This window comes from Streptomyces clavuligerus, assembly GCF_005519465.1.
Lineage (GTDB): Bacteria > Actinomycetota > Actinomycetes > Streptomycetales > Streptomycetaceae > Streptomyces > Streptomyces clavuligerus.
In genome coordinates, this window is the sequence record NZ_CP027858.1 from 606516 (window position 1) to 623768 (window position 17253).

12 protein-coding genes and 1 pseudogene are annotated in these 17253 nt (G+C 75.3%); 5 read left to right on the top strand and 8 right to left on the bottom strand.

The window, feature by feature from the left end:
* Positions 1-60: 60 nt before the first annotated feature.
* Positions 61-645, bottom strand: a complete 585-nt coding sequence (locus CRV15_RS02455) for an HdeD family acid-resistance protein (protein ID WP_009997994.1) — start codon at positions 643-645, stop codon at positions 61-63.
* Between the two features lie 80 nt (positions 646-725).
* Here CRV15_RS02455 and CRV15_RS02460 point away from each other — a divergent pair, with 80 nt between their 5' ends.
* The gene (locus CRV15_RS02460) at positions 726-1571 is read left to right on the top strand and encodes an enoyl-CoA hydratase/isomerase family protein (protein ID WP_003962483.1); all 846 of its coding nucleotides are present in this window, start codon (positions 726-728) and stop codon (positions 1569-1571) included.
* Positions 1572-1640: 69 nt separating this feature from the next.
* Here the strand turns inward: CRV15_RS02460 and CRV15_RS02465 are convergent, their stop codons facing one another.
* Positions 1641-2285, bottom strand: coding sequence for a DJ-1/PfpI family protein (locus CRV15_RS02465; RefSeq protein WP_009997993.1), 645 nt, complete (start codon positions 2283-2285; stop codon positions 1641-1643).
* Between the two features lie 935 nt (positions 2286-3220).
* Positions 3221-4189 (bottom strand): GlxA family transcriptional regulator, encoded by a 969-nt coding sequence (locus CRV15_RS02475; RefSeq protein ID WP_009997992.1) that lies wholly within the window; start codon positions 4187-4189, stop codon positions 3221-3223.
* 270 nt (positions 4190-4459) lie between these two features.
* Here CRV15_RS02475 and CRV15_RS02480 point away from each other — a divergent pair, with 270 nt between their 5' ends.
* Positions 4460-6820, top strand: coding sequence for a Tex family protein (locus CRV15_RS02480; RefSeq protein ID WP_009997991.1), 2361 nt, complete (start codon positions 4460-4462; stop codon positions 6818-6820).
* A 41-nt stretch (positions 6821-6861) separates the two neighbouring features.
* Here CRV15_RS02480 and CRV15_RS02485 read toward each other — a convergent pair whose 3' ends face one another.
* A complete protein-coding gene (locus CRV15_RS02485) occupies positions 6862-7932 on the bottom strand; it encodes a hypothetical protein (RefSeq protein ID WP_003962479.1) in 1071 nt (356 codons plus the stop codon).
* 65 nt (positions 7933-7997) lie between these two features.
* Here CRV15_RS02485 and CRV15_RS02490 point away from each other — a divergent pair, with 65 nt between their 5' ends.
* The gene (locus CRV15_RS02490; protein ID WP_003962478.1) at positions 7998-8966 is read left to right on the top strand and encodes an FAD-dependent oxidoreductase; all 969 of its coding nucleotides are present in this window, start codon (positions 7998-8000) and stop codon (positions 8964-8966) included.
* A gap of 121 nt (positions 8967-9087) precedes the next feature.
* Here the strand turns inward: CRV15_RS02490 and CRV15_RS02495 are convergent, their stop codons facing one another.
* The 4 genes from CRV15_RS02495 to CRV15_RS02510 form a co-directional block, all read right to left on the bottom strand.
* Positions 9088-10710, bottom strand: a complete 1623-nt coding sequence (locus CRV15_RS02495; protein ID WP_009997989.1) for a BCCT family transporter — start codon at positions 10708-10710, stop codon at positions 9088-9090.
* Positions 10711-11058: 348 nt separating this feature from the next.
* On the bottom strand, positions 11059-12354 hold the full coding sequence (locus CRV15_RS02500; protein WP_003962476.1) for a M14 family metallopeptidase: 1296 nt from the start codon (positions 12352-12354) through the stop codon (positions 11059-11061).
* A gap of 137 nt (positions 12355-12491) precedes the next feature.
* Positions 12492-14504, bottom strand: coding sequence for a Xaa-Pro dipeptidyl-peptidase (locus CRV15_RS02505; protein WP_003962475.1), 2013 nt, complete (start codon positions 14502-14504; stop codon positions 12492-12494).
* Between the two features lie 174 nt (positions 14505-14678).
* Positions 14679-14900, bottom strand: coding sequence for a hypothetical protein (locus CRV15_RS02510; RefSeq protein WP_106432004.1), 222 nt, complete (start codon positions 14898-14900; stop codon positions 14679-14681).
* 254 nt (positions 14901-15154) lie between these two features.
* Here CRV15_RS02510 and CRV15_RS02515 point away from each other — a divergent pair, with 254 nt between their 5' ends.
* Both CRV15_RS02515 and CRV15_RS02520 read left to right on the top strand, forming a co-directional pair.
* A complete protein-coding gene (locus tag CRV15_RS02515; RefSeq protein ID WP_003962474.1) occupies positions 15155-16234 on the top strand; it encodes a S1 family peptidase in 1080 nt (359 codons plus the stop codon).
* Positions 16235-16437: 203 nt separating this feature from the next.
* A pseudogene (locus CRV15_RS02520) lies at positions 16438-17139 on the top strand (MerR family transcriptional regulator); the annotation flags it as partial.
* Positions 17140-17253: the final 114 nt, after the last annotated feature.

The following is a 17253-nucleotide window of genomic DNA, read 5'->3' on the forward strand; positions in this document are numbered from 1 at the left end:
CCGGGGCGGAGGTCCGGCCCGGCCCCGGGGGACGCGTCCGGACCGGACGCGCGGGGTGTCTCAGTAGGTCCGGCCGGGTGGCTCGCCCTCGGCGACCATGCCGACGATCCGGCGTCCGCCGACCCCGATCGCGATCAGCCCGAGCCCGTCGAAGAGCAGCGCCAGCGAGAAGAAGAGCCCAAGGACATAACGGCTGCTCTCGGGCCAGTTCGCGAGCACCAGGATGCCCAGCAGCAGTCCCACGGCGCCCTGGAAGAGCATCCAGCCGAACTGCGGTCCCCGTACCACCAGACTGCCCACCAGCCGGAACAGGCCACCGGTCAGGAAGAGCAGGGCGGCGAAGAGGGTCAGGGCCTCGGCCGACCCCCGGGGATGCAGGATCACCACCACACCGGCCGCGATGTTCAGGGCGGCGACCACCACCGCCAGCCAGAAGTAGTCGCTGCCCCGGGACTCGATCGCGTGCACCAGGCCGACCAGCCCGCCGATCAGCAGCAGCCAGCCGAAGAGCAGCATCGAGGTCAGGGTGGCGAACCCGGTGTAGACGAGGCCGACGACACCGGCGATCACCAGGATCACTCCGAGGGTGGCCAGCAGGCCGAAGCTGCGCTTCAGCTTCCGGGGCTCCGTACTGGTACCGGCCATCGCTTCCTCCTCGCCGCACCCCCCTCGTATCCGCCCCATCCTTGATCGTAGATCCGCCGGCGCCGGATAGCATCCGGCGCATGGAGCGGAGCGGGGAGCACGCGGCGGAGCGGGACACCGGGCGGGGCCGGCCGGGCGGGGCGGCGGACGGGGCGGGGCCGCCGCGGCTGACGCACACCGTCACGGACGGGGTCGCCACCGTCGTGATCAGCAACCCGGCCAAACGGAACGCGATGACCGCGGCGATGTGGCGGGCGCTGCCGGAGCTGCTGGACGCGCTCGCCGCCGACCCCGCGGTGCGGGTGCTGGTGCTGACCGGCGACGGGGAGACCTTCTGCGCGGGCGCGGACATCGCCTCGCTGCGGGAGCCCGGCCCCTCCCCGCGGGAGCTGGCCGTGCTCGCCGAGGAGGCGCTGGCCGCGTTCCCCCGGCCGACGCTCGCGGCGGTGCGCGGCCACTGCGCGGGCGGCGGCTGCCAGCTCGCGGCGGCCTGCGATCTGCGGTTCGCCGAGGAGGGGGCGCTCTTCGCGGTGCCCCCGGCCCGGCTCGGTGTGGTCTACCCGCCCTCCGCCGTCCGGCGGCTGGTCGCGCTCACGGGACCGTCGACCGCGAAGTATCTGCTGTTCTCGGGGGAGCCGGTCGACACCGCGCGGGCGCTGCGCACCGGTCTGGTGGACGAGGTGCTGCCGCCCGGCGGGCTGGCCGGGCGGGTCGCCGCGTTCACGGCCGTCCTCACCCGGCGTTCCCTGCTGACGCAGACGGCGGCCAAGGAGTTCGTGGCGGGGGACGTACCGCCGGGGCGGGCCGCGTACTGGGAGCGTCAGGCGCGGGAGCAGGCGGAGCCCGGCGGTGACACCGCCGAGGGGGTCGCGGCCTTCCTGGAGCGCCGGACGCCCCGCTTCACCTGGACCGGGCCCGGCGACTGAGCCGCCGCCGGGCGTCGGCCCCGGGGGACGCGGGCCCGGCTCCCCCGCCGGACCCGCGCCCCCCGTCCCTCAGCTCCCGGTCCGGTCCGTCTCCGCCCATCCGGCCCGCACCCGGGCGACGACCGCGGCCGGGGCCCGGTCGGGCGAACCGGCGTCATAGGGAGGCTGCGGGTCGTACTCCGTCAGGAGCTGCATCTGCTGGGCCAGTTCGTCGCCACCGATCCGGGCCAGCAGATGCAGGGCCATGTCGATGCCGGAGGACACCCCGGCCGCGGTGACGTACTTCCCGTCGAAGACGACCCGCTCACCGGTCGGTTCGGCCCCGAACGGCACCAGTTCGTCCAGGGTGGGCCAGTACGAGGTCGCCCGGCGGCCCGCCAGCAGCCCGGCGGCGGCGAGGATGTGCGAGCCGGTGCAGACGGACGTGGTCCAGGTGGTGGCGGCGTCGGCGGTCCGCACCCAGTCGAGGATCTCCTCGTCCCGCATGACCTCCCGCGAACCGGGCCCACCGGGCACCAGCACGATGTCGGGCGCGGTCACCTCGGCGAGGGCCGCGTCGGCGACGAGCGCGACCGATCCCTGATCGCCCCGGACCGGACCGGGCCGCCGGGCGACGAAGACGGTCTCGACGCCGGGGGCGCGGCCGAGGAGTTCGTAGGGGCCGATGGCGTCGAGCGTGGTGAAGCGGTCGTAGAGCAGAACGGCAATCTGCATGACATGTCCTTTCGACGGGATCAACGAGTTCAACGGGACGGCCGGGCACAGGGGCCCGGCCCCGTTCTGTCCGGGCCGGGGAGCCGGATGGTCCGGCCCAACCTGGACAGAGCGGAGTGTGAGGGCCGCGCGGCGGGTCGCGGCCGAGCCCCCGGCGGACCGCCGCGCCCCGCCGGGGAGTGCCGTCGCCGGCGGGGTCCGCCCGGAGCGCGGTCGCCCCGAAGCCCAAGCCGGAAGAGCGTCCCCCGGAGCGCGGGCACCGGGGCACGGCGTGTGCGGACGCACCAGCGGTGGCGGAGGTACCGGCCGGGCCGCCGGGCCCGGGGGCGGCCACGGCTCGCGGGGGCGCTGAACGCGCTGGGGCGGGCCCGGCGGACCGCCTCACCGGTGCTGCGGGCGGCCGGACTCCGGAGCGCCCGCTTCCGCCGCTGGCACGGGTCACGTTCCGGCGGGGCGCGGAAGCCGATGACGGGGTGGCGGACACCGACGCGGGCGCTCCGGGCAGGAGTGTTCCCGGCGGGGGCCTTCCGGCCGGGCCGCCGCCGCTCCATCGGCGACCGGCCGTGACGAACCCCTTCCGCCGGGGGCGGCGGGACGTGTGACCGTCCGGGCACCGCCGGGCCCGCGCCCCGCCGGGGAGTGCCGTCACGGTGGCGGGAGCCGCCCCCTCGTTCCGCCGCGCCCGGGGCAGGCCCCTGCCGCAGAGGCGGCCACCGCGCACCGGGGCGCCGGACGATCCGGACGGCGGGGCCCGGCACTCCCTCGCGGAGGAGCGGGTCCCGCGGCGAAGGAGGCCGCCGGACCACCACGGCTTCATCCGCGACCGGCGGCGACGGACACACCGGGCCGCCCCTTCGCTCCGCCGGGGGCGGCGCGGAGGAGAGGGCGGCAGGACGCCTGCGCGTCCGGGGCGGGGAGGGCGCCGGCGGCACGGGCTAGTACCCGCCCGCGGGCGGGCGGAAGCGGCGGCGGTACTCGGCGGGCGGGGTGCCCAGGGTCTTCACGAAGGCGCGGCGCATCGCCTCGGGCGTGCCGTAGCCGCAGGCGCGGGAGATCTCCTCCACACCGCCGCCGGTGTCCTCCAGGAGCCGCCGGGCGTGTTCCAGGCGGACGCGTTCGGCGTACCGCCCGGGGGTCACCCCGGTCTCCGCCCGGAAGGCGCGCGTGAAGTGCCGGGGCGACAGCGCGGCGCGGGCGGCCAGCGCCGGTACGGACAGATCGGCCGCGGGGTGCTCGGCGATCCAGCGCTGGACCTCCCGCAGCGGCTCGCGGCGCGCGGTCTGCGCGGCGAGCTGGGCGCTGAACTGGGCCTGGTTTCCCGGGCGCCGCAGAAAGACCACCAGGTGGCGGGCGACGGCGAGGGCGGCGTCGCGCCCGTGGTCCTCCTCGACCAGCGCGAGCGCGAGGTCGATGCCCGCGGTCACCCCGGCGGAGGTGGCGACCCTGCCATCCCGTATGAAGATCGGATCGGGGTCGACCGCGACCTCGGGATGGGCGCGGGCGAGGAGTTCGCAGGCGGCCCAGTGGGTGGTGGCCCGGTGGCCGTCGAGCAGCCCGGCGGCGGCGAGCAGCAGGGAACCCGTGCAGACGGCGACCAGGCGTTCGGCGCGCGGGCCGTGCGTACGCAGCCAGTCGATCAGCGCCGGGTCGGCGGTCCGGGTGCCCTCGCCGCCGGGGACCAGGAGGGTGTGCGGACGGGGCGCGGCGCCGAGCGGCCCGTCCGGTACGAGGGTGAGACCGCTGGTGGTGCGGACCGGGCCGCCGTCGAGGGTGGCGGTGCGCACGGGGTACGCGCCGGGGTCGCCCACAGCGCGCCCCGCTCCGGTGAACACCTCGACGGGGCCGGTCACATCGAGGCTCTGGACATCGTCGAACAGCACGACAAGCACGGATCGCTCGTTCATGCGGGCCATCCTTCCGGGGGGACCGGGATGGCGGCAATGACGGGGAACCCACTCTTCGCGCCATACCGCCGGGGACGGGCGCGCGGGCGCGGAACGGGCCGGTCCCGCCGTCCGCGCGACGGCGTCCGGGACAGCCGCGCCCGGCCCGGCCCGGGCGCGGCGCGCGGCGGGCGACATCCCGGCACACCGGGGCGGACGCGACACGCGCCGGGTCCACCCGGCACAATGCACTCTCCAGCACAGCCAGCAGGGAAGGCGAGTCGGGGAATCGTGACGACGTCCATCGAAGGCAGGATCGCCGAGGAGCTCGGGGTACGGGAGCGGCAGGTCAGGGCCGCCGTCGAACTCCTCGACGGCGGTTCGACCGTGCCGTTCATCGCCCGGTACCGCAAAGAGGCGACCGAGATGCTCGACGACGCGCAGTTGCGCACGCTGGAGGAGCGGCTGCGCTATCTGCGGGAGCTGGAGGACCGGCGCGCCACGATCCTGGAGTCGGTGCGCGAGCAGGGGAAGCTGGACGGGGAGCTGGAGGCCCGTATCCGGGCCGCCGACACCAAGGCCCGGCTGGAGGACATCTATCTCCCCTTCAAGCCCAAGCGCCGCACCAAGGCGCAGATCGCGCGCGAGGCCGGTCTGGAGCCGCTGGCGGACGGGCTGCTCGGGGACCCCTCGGTGGAGCCGGCGGCGGCGGCCGCCGCCTTCGTGGACGCGGACCGGGGGGTCGCCGACCCGGCCGCCGCGCTGGAGGGCGCACGGGCCATTCTGGCCGAGCGGTTCTCCGAGGACGCCGACCTCATCGGCGAACTGCGGGAGCGGATGTGGACCCGGGGCCGCCTCGCGGCGAAGGTGCGTGAGGGCAAGGAGGAGGCGGGCGCCAAGTTCGCCGACTACTTCGACTTCGCCGAGCCGTTCACGGAGCTGCCCTCGCACCGGGTGCTCGCGCTGCTGCGGGGCGAGAAGGAGGACGTCCTCGATCTGGTCCTGGACCCGGAGCCCGCGGCGGAACGGGCGGCCGAGGGGGCACCGTCCGGCTACGAGGCCGCCGTGGCCCACCGCTTCGGCGTCGCCGACCGGGGGCGCCCCGGCGACGCCTGGCTCCGGGACACCGTCCGCTGGGCCTGGCGCACCCGCGTCCTGGTCCACCTCGGCATCGATCTGCGGCTGCGGCTGCGGACGGCGGCGGAGGACGAGGCGGTCCGGGTCTTCGCGGCGAACCTGCGGGACCTGCTGCTCGCCGCGCCCGCCGGGACCCGGGCCACGCTGGGGCTCGACCCCGGTTTCCGTACCGGGGTGAAGGTCGCCGTCGTGGACGCGACCGGCAAGGTGGTGGCCACCGACACCATCCATCCGCACGTCCCGGCGAACCGGTGGGACGAGTCGCTGGCGACGCTCGCCCGGCTGGCCCGGGAGCACTCCGTCGAGCTGGTCGCGATCGGCAACGGCACGGCCTCCCGGGAGACCGACCGGCTCGCGGCCGAACTGCTCGCGCGCCACCCGGAGCTGAAGCTCACCAAGGTGATAGTCTCGGAGGCGGGCGCCTCGGTGTACTCGGCGTCCGCGTTCGCCTCGCAGGAGCTGCCGGGGCTCGATGTCTCGCTGCGCGGCGCGGTCTCCATCGCGCGCAGGCTCCAGGACCCGCTGGCCGAGCTGGTGAAGATCGACCCCAGGTCGATCGGGGTGGGGCAGTACCAGCACGACCTGTCCGAGGTGAAGCTGTCGCGCTCGCTGGACGCGGTCGTCGAGGACTGTGTGAACGGGGTCGGGGTGGACGTGAACACGGCGTCGGCCCCGCTGCTGGCCCGGGTCTCCGGCATCAGCGCCGGGCTGGCCGAGAACATCGTCACCCATCGGGACACCCATGGCCCGTTCCGCTCCCGGCGGGGTCTCAAGGACGTGTCCCGGCTGGGTCCGAAGGCGTACGAGCAGTGCGCGGGCTTTCTGCGCATCCGGGGCGGGGACGACCCGCTGGACGCGTCGAGCGTGCACCCGGAGGCGTATCCGGTGGTGCGGCGGATGGTGAAGCGGACGGGTGGCGAGGTCGCGGCGCTGATCGGCAACGCCGGGACGCTGCGGTCGCTGCGGCCCGAGGAGTTCGTGGACGAGACCTTCGGGCTGCCGACGGTGACGGACATCCTGCGGGAGCTGGAGAAGCCGGGGCGCGACCCGCGTCCCGCGTTCCGCACGGCCTCGTTCAAGGAGGGCGTGGAGAAGATCGGGGACCTGGCGCCCGGGATGGTGCTGGAGGGGGTCGTCACCAATGTGGCGGCGTTCGGGGCGTTCGTGGACATCGGGGTGCACCAGGACGGTCTGGTGCATGTGTCCGCGATGTCGAAGACCTTTGTGAAGGACCCCCGGGACGTGGTGAAGCCGGGGGACGTCGTGAAGGTGAAGGTGCTCGACGTCGATGTCCCGCGGAAGCGGATCTCGCTGACGCTCCGGCTGGACGACGAGGCCGCCGCCGGTGGTGGCGGTGGTGAACGTGCGCAGCAGCGCCGGGGCGAGCGGCAGCAGCAGCGTCCGCAGAAGGAGCGCGGCGGACGTCCGCAGCAGCGCCGGGGCGAGGGGCGGCAGGCCCCGCCCCCGGCGAACAGCGCCATGGCCGACGCCCTGCGCCGGGCGGGTCTGACCTGAGCGGTCCCCCGGTGTCCGGCGGCCCCTGACAGCCCGTGGGGTCAGGGGGCCGCCGCCGGGGTCACCAGGACCTGGCCGAGGGTCCGGGCCACCAGGAAGGCCCGGTCGCGGGCGCGGACGGTGCCGGGGTCCAGCGGGATCCGGTGGTGCCCGGGCGGCAGGGTGCCGTCGAAGAGGGTCCGGCCCCGGGTGCGGTGGACGCGGTCCGGCCGATAGGCGGTCAGCCGCACCCGGCAGGCAGAGGCCACGTCCACGCCCGCCCCGCCGGGCCCGGCCGTCAGCCCGCCCAGCCGCCGCACCGCGCACGGCCGCCGGTCCAGCGCCTCCTCGATCTGCGCGAGCAGCAGCGGGACGACCGGGGCGAGCCCGTCGACGCACACGGCCCCGGCGCCCGCCGCCGCGAGGAGGTCCCGGACGGCGGCGCGCTCCCCGGGGGCGGCCGTGGGGCCGAGGACCACGGCCCCGTAGGAGCGCAGCCCGGCGGCGGGAATCCGCCCGGCGTCCGCCGCGTCCCGGGCGGTGTCGGCCCGTACGCCCTGGGGCCGCAGCGCGGCGGCGAGCCGGGTGAGGTGCCGGGCGCGCTCCCCGATCAGCAGGACCCGCGGGAGTCCCGCGCCGTCCCCGGCCGGGTCGGCCAGCAGTTCCGTCAGTGTGGCGCGGTACTCCTCCGGCCGGAAGCGGAACGGTCCCACCTGCGCGTACCCCTCCCGTTCCAGATCCACCGGCTCGTCGGTCTGCCAGGCGAAGTCCCGCCAGATCACGGCGGAGTCGGCGCGTTCGACGACGGCGGTGACCGCGCCGCAGCCCAGGGAGGCGCAGTCGGAGCAGGCGTAGATCACCCGCCGTCCGCCGCCGAGGAGGGCGGGGGTCCCGGGCAGCAGGCGCGCGATCTCGGCCCGGGGGATCGCCGGGGGCAGGTCGGCGGCGAGCGGGGAGACGGCGTCCCCCGCGCTGAGCCGGACGAGCAGGGGCAGGCCGTCGACGACGAAGTCCAGCCGGTCCGGCGGGCCCGGCGGGCCCGGGTCCGCGGGCGCGGCCGGGGTGCCGTCCGGCGGGAATCCCCCGGTCCGCACCGCCGGTGCCAGTCCGAAGCTCGCGTATTCGGCAGACATATGCCGAGTATCCCCGTCGGCCACCTGTTCCGAACGCGCGGCGCGGCGTTCGCTACGGTCTCGGTATGACCGGTGAGGTGATCGTGGTGGGGGGCGGCGTCAGCGGGCTGACGACCGCCGTCGTCCTGGCCGAACAGGGCCACCGGGTGCGGGTGCGGACCCGGGAGCCCGCGGAGCTGACGACGTCCGCGGTGGCGGGCGGGTTGTGGCTGCCGTACCGGATCGAGCCCGGGGAGCAGGTCGCGCGGTGGTCGGTGGAGTCGTTCGCGGTGTACGAGGAGTGCGCGGCCGACCCGGGGACCACCGGGGTGCGGATGGTCCCGGGGGTCCTGGCGGGCCAGTCCCCCGACTCCCTGGGGGCGTGGGCGCGGCAGGTCGGCGGGGTGCGGACGGCACGGTCCGGGGAGCTGCGCGGCGCCCACCCGCGGGGGGCGCGGGCGCGGCTGCCGCTGATCGACATGCCCGCCCATCTGGGGTGGCTGCGGCGGCGGCTCGAAGCGGCGGGCGGCGCGGTCGAGTCCCGGGCCGTCGGCTCGCTGACGGAGGCCGCCGCGACGGCGGCCACGGTGGTGAACTGCACGGGGCTGGCCGCCCGGGAGCTGGTGCCCGATCCGGGGGTGCGCCCGCTGCGGGGCCAGTTGGTGCTGGTGGAGAACCCCGGCGTCACCGAGTGGTTCTGTCTGGAGGACGAGGCCGAGGAGGCCGCGTCCCTCAGTACCTATCTGCTGCCGCAGCCGGGGCGGCTGGTCCTGGGCGGGACGGTGGAGGACGGCGACCGGCGGCTGGAGCCCGACCCGGCGACGGCGGCGGCGATCGTGGCGCGCTGCGCCCGCTTCTTCCCCGGGGTGGCGAAGGCCCGGGTGCTGGGCCACCGGGTGGGGCTGCGCCCGCTCCGCCCGGCGGGGGTGCGGATCGGGGCGGAGCCGCTGCCGGGCGGGGGGCTGCTGGTGCACAACTACGGTCACGGCGGTGCGGGGGTGACGGTCGCCTGGGGCTGTGCGCGGGCGGCGGCGGCGCTGGTGCCCGCGGCCTGAGCCCGGCTGGGCCCGCCCGTGCCCGCGGTCCGGGGCCGGGTCCGGCCTGTGCCCGGCCTGTACCGGCCTGTGTGCCCGCCGCTCGGACACGGCGGGCACCCGGGGCCGGGCGGAGGGCCTTTCAGCGGGGGCCCACCGGGTCGCGGCCGTCCTCCGGTCCGGTGCCGGGCCCGATCCGGATCTCGAAGTCCCCGTCGTACTGCTCATGCCCCGCGATCACCGCGGACTCGATGACCTCCACGCCCATCTCGCTCCGGACGATCAGCGGGTCGTGCCGCAGATCGCGCATCAGGGCCACGCACATGCCCACCATCACGACCACGAACGGCGCGGCGACCAGGATGGTCAGATTCTGCAAGCCGGCGAGCGCGTCGCCCCCGCCCTCGCCGACCAGCAGCATGATCGCGGCGACTCCGCCGGTGACGACGCCCCAGAAGACCACGACCAGCCGGGCCGGTTCGAAGGTGCCCTTCTGCGAGAGCGTGCCCATGACCACCGAGGCGGCGTCGGCGCCGGAGACGAAGAAGATCCCGACCAGCACCATCACCAGGATGCTCATGACCGTGGCCCCGGGGAACTGCTGGAGCACGGCGAAGAGCTGCCCCTCCGGGGTGGCCTCGTCGCCGAGCCTCCCGCCCTCCTGGAGCTTCATCGCCGTACCTCCGAAGACCGAGAACCAGACCAGGCTGACGGTGCTCGGCACCAGGATGACCCCGCCCACGAACTGACGGATCGTCCGCCCCCGGCTGATCCGGGCGATGAACATGCCGACGAACGGGGTCCAGGAGATCCACCAGGCCCAGTAGAAGACGGTCCAGTTGCCGAGCCACTCGGCGACGCCCTCGCCCCCGGTGGCCTCGGTGCGCCCGGCGAGCTGCGGCAGTTCGCCGAAGTAGGCGGCGATGGAGGTCGGCAGCAGATCGAGCACCAGGATGGTGGGGCCCGCGACGAAGACGAACAGCGCCAGCAGCAGCGCCAGCACCATATTGGTGTTGGACAGCCACTGGATGCCCTTCTCGACACCGGAGACGGCGGAGAGGACGAACGCGACCGTGAGCACGGCGATGATGGCGACGAGCAGCCCGGTCCCGGTCCTCTCCAGCCAGTTCAGCTCGTGGAAGCCGCTGCTGATCTGGAGGGCGCCGAGGCCCAGGGAGGCGGCCGAGCCGAAGAGGGTGGCGAAGATGGCGAGGATGTCGATGAACCGCCCCACCCCGCCCCGGGAGTGCCGCTCCCCCAGCAGCGGTTCGAAGACGGCGCTGATGGTCTGGCGGCGTCTGCGGCGGAAGGTGCTGTAGGCGATGGCGAGCCCGACGACGGCGTAGATGGCCCAGGGGTGCAGGGTCCAGTGGAAGAGCGTGGTGGCCATGGCGATCTGCATGGCATCCGCCGAGTCCTTCGGCTCGGTGCCGGGCGGCGGGTCGATGTAGTGGGCCAGCGGTTCGCTCACCCCGTAGAACATCAGCCCGATGCCCATGCCCGCGCTGAACATCATCGCCACCCAGGAGACAGTGCGGAAGTCCGGCTCCTCCCCCTCGCCGCCGAGCGGAATCCGGCCATAGCGGCTGATGGCCAGCCAGAGGGCGAAGACCACGAAGCCGGAGGCGCACAGGACGAAGGCCCAGCCGCCGTTGTGGATCAGTGCCGAGAGCAGGGAGCCCGCGAGGTTCTCCAGGGTCTCGGTGGCGACGGCGCCCCAGACGACGAAGGCGAGGGTGAGCACGGCGGTGACGCCGAAGACCACCCGGTCCGTGACGGGGCTCCCGGCCTCGTGGGGGTGGCCGGGGAGCCCGGTGGTCGCCGGCCGGTGGGCCCGGCCGCCGTCCCGTCCCTCCCCGCCGTCCGCGTCGCCTCCGGCCCCGCCCGTCCCCTGCCGCCCGCTCCCTCCGCCTCCTCCGTCCCTCCCACTTCTTCGGTCTCCTCCGCTCCCTCCGTCTCCCTCGCCCCGCCCGTCTCCGGCCCGCCGATCCGGTCGTTTTCCGTCCGCCACCGTGGCACCTTTCAGGGTCTGCGCGCCATGTGCGCGAGATGTCCGCGGAAGAACCATTTGGTCCCCCGCTACCCCCTACCACAGGACGGGCACCGCGCACGGTCAACAGGCGGTGAGGGGCGTTCCCTTTGTGAGGTGATGACCCGCCCGGGAGTCCAGCAGCAGCGGGATCAGCTTCCGCCGGGACTGCCGCAGCGGCACCAGCGCGCCGCCCGCGCCGTCGGGCAGCGCCACCACACCGTGCAGGGCGAGTTCGTCGCGCACACCGGTGAACTGCGCGGCGTCGAGACGGTAGCCGCAGGGCGGGTCGGCCAGGATCTGTCCGGGCTCGGCGGGGGCGTTGTCGGCGCCGCCGAGATAGACGGGGCCGCGGTCGGCGAAGCCCGCGAGCCGGGCCCCGGCGGTCGCCCGCCCGATCGGGCCGCGCCGTTCGTCGGCGAAGGACATCAGGCCCTTGAGCGCGGCGAGTTGGCTGTGCACCCTGCGGCGGTTGTTCAGGGCCTCGTCGGCGCGCTCCGCGTCGGTGAGGGCGTCCACCCGGCTCTCGATGAGCAGCCCGATCGCGTTCTTGACGCCCGTGGCGTTGCGCAGGATGCGCTCCTGGCCGTCGCCCGCGGTCTGCCGGATCGGCTCCCCGGTGACGGGGTCGGTCCAGATGCCGTAGGTGCCGGTGGTGTACCCCGCCCGTCCGGCCGCCGGGCGGACGTACCGTTCGGACAGGGTCCGGGACTCCTGGTGGACCCGGGCGTCGGTGTTGAGGTTGCGCGGCCACAGATCGATGAGTTCACGGTGGTAGTACGGCGGGGTGGCGCCGTACTCGTGCAGGTCGTAGACGACGTCGGGGGCGTGGTCGCGGACGGCGGCGGCCAGCGCCCGCCCTTCCGCGCTCTCCAGGGCGAGGTGGTCGCGGTTGACGTCGACGCCGTGGGAGTTGCGCCGGGTGTCGGCGGCCCGGCCGTCGGGGTTGGCGGTGGGGACGACGAGCAGCCGGGTACGGGCGAGCCGGGCGCGGGTCTGCCGGTCCCGGGCGAGCGCGAGATCCCTGATGGTGGTCAGACAGGCTTCCCGCCCGGCGGGCTCGTCCCCGTGCTGGGAGCAGACCAGCAGCACCGTGGTGGGGGCCCGCCGGTCGCCGAGCGCCACGAGCCGGAGCGGGCGCCCCTGCGCGGTGGTCCCGATCCGGCCGACGCGGACCCGGTCCCCGGCGGCCCGGCCGACGGCGGCGAGGAACTCCTGCTCCTCGTCCTGTCCGGTCCAGCGCGCGCCGTCGCTGCGTTCGAATCCGGTACGGGGCGGGGGCGGTCCTTCGGCGGTGGCCGTGGCCGGGACGGTGAGCAGCGGTACGGCGAGCGCCGCGGCCAGGGCGGTGAGCAGGAGCGTGCGCGGCCAGGGGGTCATCGGTCCTCTTCCGTGGGGGGAACGGTGGGCGTGGTCGTGCCGTGCGCGCGGCCCGGCCCCGCCGCGGGGGCGGGACCGGGCCACGGAGGGTGGGGTCCACCGGGGGCCCGGGCGGCGAGCGGCCCGGGCCCCTCGGCTCAGCGCCCGCCGCCCCTCCGGGGGCCGTCGCCCCCGGGGAGCGGACGGGCGGCACGCGGGCCGTCGACACCGCGCAGCGGCCGGGCGGCGGCGTCCGCGGCGACCGGCACACCGGCTCCGGCGGTGGCCCCGAGCAGGGCGGGCAGCCCGCCGACGACCGGCAGCCGGGCCGAGGTGCGGCTCAGGTCGAGGGTGAGCGTCGGGGTGCTCGCGGGCGGGTCGATCAGCCCCCGGTCGGTACCCGCGATGATCAGCGCGAGCCGGTGCCCGGCGGGGATCACCTGGTCGGCGGCGTGCAGATCGAGGGTGATGGTGTAGGCCCGGCCGGGGGTCAGGGCCCTGCCCTCGGCGTCGGACGCGTGGTTGCCGAGGTCGGCCCAGCCCCGGCTGAAGACGGTGTAGTCGACGGCCTTGGTCCGGGCCCGGGTCTCCTTGTAGCAGGAGCTGTCACCGGAGCCGCTCGGCCCCCAGCAGGTGCGCCGGCTCAGGGTGGTGATCCCTTCGCCGACGTCGGCGTAGTCCCGGATGGTGTCGGGTCCGAGGTCCACCAGGACCGCCGACAGATGGGCGCTGGAGGTGCTGGGCGTCGCGGTGACCCGTACCGTTCCGGACCCCGAGATCCGCAGGTCGCGGGTGAGGGGACGGCTGATGAACCCGGCCTGGGCGCCGGTGGGCCGGTGGATGCGGCCGGCCCAGTCGGCCTCGCTCAGGGCCGGGTCGTCGGTGAAGGTCTCACTCGCGCCGGGCAGCGCCGGGATCGTGGAGAGCGTGCCCGCGCCGGGCCGGGCGCCGTTCCCCGGGCGGAGTTCGACGGGCGCGGTGCCGCGCGGGGGCCAGGAGGAGTCGGTGGTCCACCGGTCGGGGGCGTGCTCGACATCGGCCATGGGTTCGTCGTCGATACCGTTGTCATGGCCCATCAGGTAGTGGTCGAACCAGCGGTGGAGCGTGCTGACCCAGTGGGCCCGGCGGAAGTCGAACGGGTCGACATGGCCGGTCTGCGAGAGCCAGAGCTTGCGCTCCACCCCGTGGGCCGCGAGCGCGTCCCACCACTGGCCGAGGTGTTTGGCCCGGACGTTGAGGTCCTGGGTGCCGTGGACGGCGAAGACGCTGGCGGTCACCTTGGCGGCGTCGGGGACGTAGTCCCGTTCGGCCCAGAGCGGGGTCAGATCGCCGGTGCGCGGGGCCCCGTCGATCAGCCGCTGCTGCACCCCCTGGCAGCGCTGCCGGGCGGCAGGGCTGTTGACGTGGTAGGAGAGCCAGTCGGGTCCGGTGCCGTAGAGCGGGGCGCCCTTGGCGAAGTAGTAGTCGTACCAGGTGGAGATGGCGCCGATGGAGACGATGGTCTTCAGGCCCTCCACCCCGGTGGCGGCGACGGCGTTGGCAACGGTCCCGTCGTAGCTCTTGCCGATCATCCCGGTCTCGCCGTTGCTCCAGGCGGCGGAGGCGCGGACGGTCCCGGTACGGCTGGTGTAGCCGTCGGCGCGGCCGTTGAGCCAGTCGACCACGGCCTTGGCGGACTGGACGTCCGAGGCGCCGCCGACGTCGATACAGCCGTCCGAGCGGCTGGTTCCGGTCAGATCGACGGCGATGTAGCCGTAGCCGCGGGGGACGAAGTAATTGTCGTAGTAGAGCGGGAACTGGGCGGGCCTGCCGTCCGCGTCGTAGGTCTTGCGCTGTCTTTCGTTCCCCCGTCCACAGCAGGAGTAGTAGGGGCTGGGGTCCATGATCACGGGAATGGAGCGGCCCTGCCGCGCGGCTTCGCGGGGGCGGATGATGTCGACGGCGACCCGGTCGGTACGGCCGTTGCCGTCGCCGTCGAGCCCGGTGTCCACCCAGACGGACTCCCGTATCGCGTCCTCGTAGGAGTGGACGGGGGTGCTCTCGCCTGGCCCCCGGGCATCGGGAGCGCCGAACGCCCCGGCCGGGGAGAGGGTCACGGTCATCAGGGCGGCTAAAGCCGCCACTACGAGCGATCTGTACGGGAGACGGGTGCCCCGCGCGGATATCGGCATGGCGGGACGGTACCCCCCGGGTCCGGTCCGCAACAGAGGACAATCCACGCGTGGTGACAGGTGCACCCCGACGGTGGGCACCGGTGCCCGCGGACGGGCACCGGACGGCGGGCCGTCGGCCATCCCGGCTGGTGGGATGGTTGCACCGGCCAGCCAACCCGGGCCGGACGGCCGTCATCGTGCGCAGTGCTCCCGCGGGAGCCGCTCCGGTCCGGTGACACCCCAGGTGAAGCCCTGCCGGTCGGCTCCGGTGGGCTCCCACCGCCGTCGGCACCCGGCGCAGTACCACAGCCAGCGCTCCGGACGGTGCAGGGCCGCGGTCGTCGTGTCCTTCCACAGCGGCGGACGATCGGGGCACAGGGAGCAGTTCGGGGGAACCGGGTGCGATCGCGTCATGCCGGGGAACCTAGTCCGCCTCCCCGCCCCGGACCGGAACTCCCCTCCCGTATCACCCGATAGAGGGGCAGAGTGCTGCATGGCGCACCCAAGAGCCCCGGACGGCGGCGGGTTTCCGCCGGGACGCGGCACGGAACCGATGACTCCGCACCCCTCTTGTCTGCCTGACAGGGGCATGCCACATTGGTCACGGCCGGTCCACCGGCCCACCGCTTCCCGGCAGCCCCTCACGGACACAGCGAAGGAGAAGCCCCATGAGACGCTCGCTCCGCGCGCGTATCTGTCTCACCGTCCTGCTCACCCTGCCCGCGCTCGGACTCGGCACCGGTACGGCCGGGGCCGCCCCCGACCCGTCCCCGGTCCCGGTGCCGGAGCAGGGGGTCGCCGCCTCCCCCGATCAGTACCGGCTCAGCGACCGGCTGGAGCGGACCCTCGGCGACGACACGGCGGGCGCCTATCTCGACCCGCGCTCCGGGGAGCTGGTCGTCACCGTCACCTCCGCGGAGGCCGCGGCCGAGGTGGAGGCCCAGGGCGCCCGCGCGGAGATCGTGCGGCGCGGCCCGGCCGAGCTGCGGGCCGCCGTGACCGCCCTGGAGTCCCAGGCGAAGATCACCGGTACCTCGTGGGGGCTCGACCCCTCCACCAACCAGATCGCGGTCCAGGCCGACTCCTCGGTCCCCGCCGCCTCGCTGGCCCGGCTCGCCCGGGTGGCCGCGGGCCTGCGGGGCGCGGTGCGGATCGAACGGGTCCCCGGGGTCTTCACCCGCGAGGTCGCGGGCGGCGACGCCGTCCACGGCGGCGGCTACCGCTGCTCGGCCGCCTTCAACGTGTCACGGGGCGGGGCGTACTACTTCCTGACGGCGGGACACTGCACCGAGGCGGCGGCCACCTGGTCGGACCGGAGCGGCGGGGCGGCGATCGGGGCCACGGAGGGCTCCAGCTTCCCGGGCGACGACTTCGGCCTGGTGCGCTACACCACCACGGGACAGCCGCCCGGGACGGTCAACCGCTGGGACGGCTCCTTCGAGGACGTCGCGTCGGCGGCCGACGCGGTCGTGGGCCAGTCCCTCCAGAAGAGCGGGTCCACGACCCGGCTGACCAGCGGTCAGGTGACCGCCGTGAACGTGACCGTGAACTACAGCGACGGCCCGGTCTACGGCATGGTCCGGACGACGATCTGCTCCGCGGGCGGCGACAGCGGCGGGGCCCACTTCAGCGGGACGACGGCGCTGGGCATCCACTCGGGCAGCGCGGGCTGCACCGGCACCCGGGGCACGGCGATCCACCAGCCGGTGAGCGAGCCGCTGGCCGTGTACGGGGTCACGGTGTACTGAGCGACGGCACCTCCCGGCGGCTCGCCGGGGGCGGCCCCCGTCCGGGCCGAACGGACGGGGGCCGCCCGCCGCCGGGCACCCCCGGCTCCCGGCAGGACCCGGCGGCGACCGGCCCCGCGCGGCTTTCACAGTGACGGTGCGACAGCAATACTGTTGCACCGCACAGGGGATCAGTGACCCGCCGGGGAAAGCGAGGCGCAGCGATGGCGACCGGAAACCGGGAACCGACGCTCACCGTGGACGAGCTGGCCGCGCGGGCCGGAGTGACGGTACGCACCATCCGCTTCTACGGCACCCGGGGGCTGCTGCCGCCGCCGCAGATCGGTCCGCGCCGGGTCGGGCACTACGGGCAGGAGCACCTCTCCCGGCTGGCGCTCATCGGGGAACTCCAGCACCAGGGCATGACGCTCGCGGCCATCGAACGGCATCTGGAACGGCTGCCCGCGGGGCTCGGCGCCCAGGATCTCGCCCTGCACCGCGCCCTGGTGGCGTCCTGGTCCCCGGGCGCGGACGAGGAGACCGACCGCGCCGGTCTGGCGGGCCGGGCGGGCCGGGAGCTGAGCGACGGCGACATCGACCGGCTGGCGGCGATGGGGGCCCTGCAACGGCACCGCGGCGGCCCGGAGGGCTATCGCGTCGATCCGGGGCTGCTGCGGCTGGGGGTCCAGTTGCTGGACGTGCCCGTCGGGTACGAGACGATCCTCGCCGCCCGGGCGGTGCTGGTGCGGCACACCCGGGCGGCGGCCCAGGAGCTGGCCCGGCTCCTCCGGGAGGAGATGGGGACCCCCCGCCCGGAGCAGACGGCCGCCGTGCGGTCGCACCCGGCCCCCGTGCAGCCGATGGTGGTCCAGGCCCTGGTCGCCGCCTTCCAGCGGTCGCTGAAGGAGGAACTGCGGGTGGCGTTCGACTCCCCGCCGGACGCCGGCGGACCCGGGGCACCCCCCGGCCCGGACGGACTCCCGGAGCCGGACGGGCCGGACGGGCCGACCGGGCCGCCTTCCGGGACGGAGCGGCTGCCG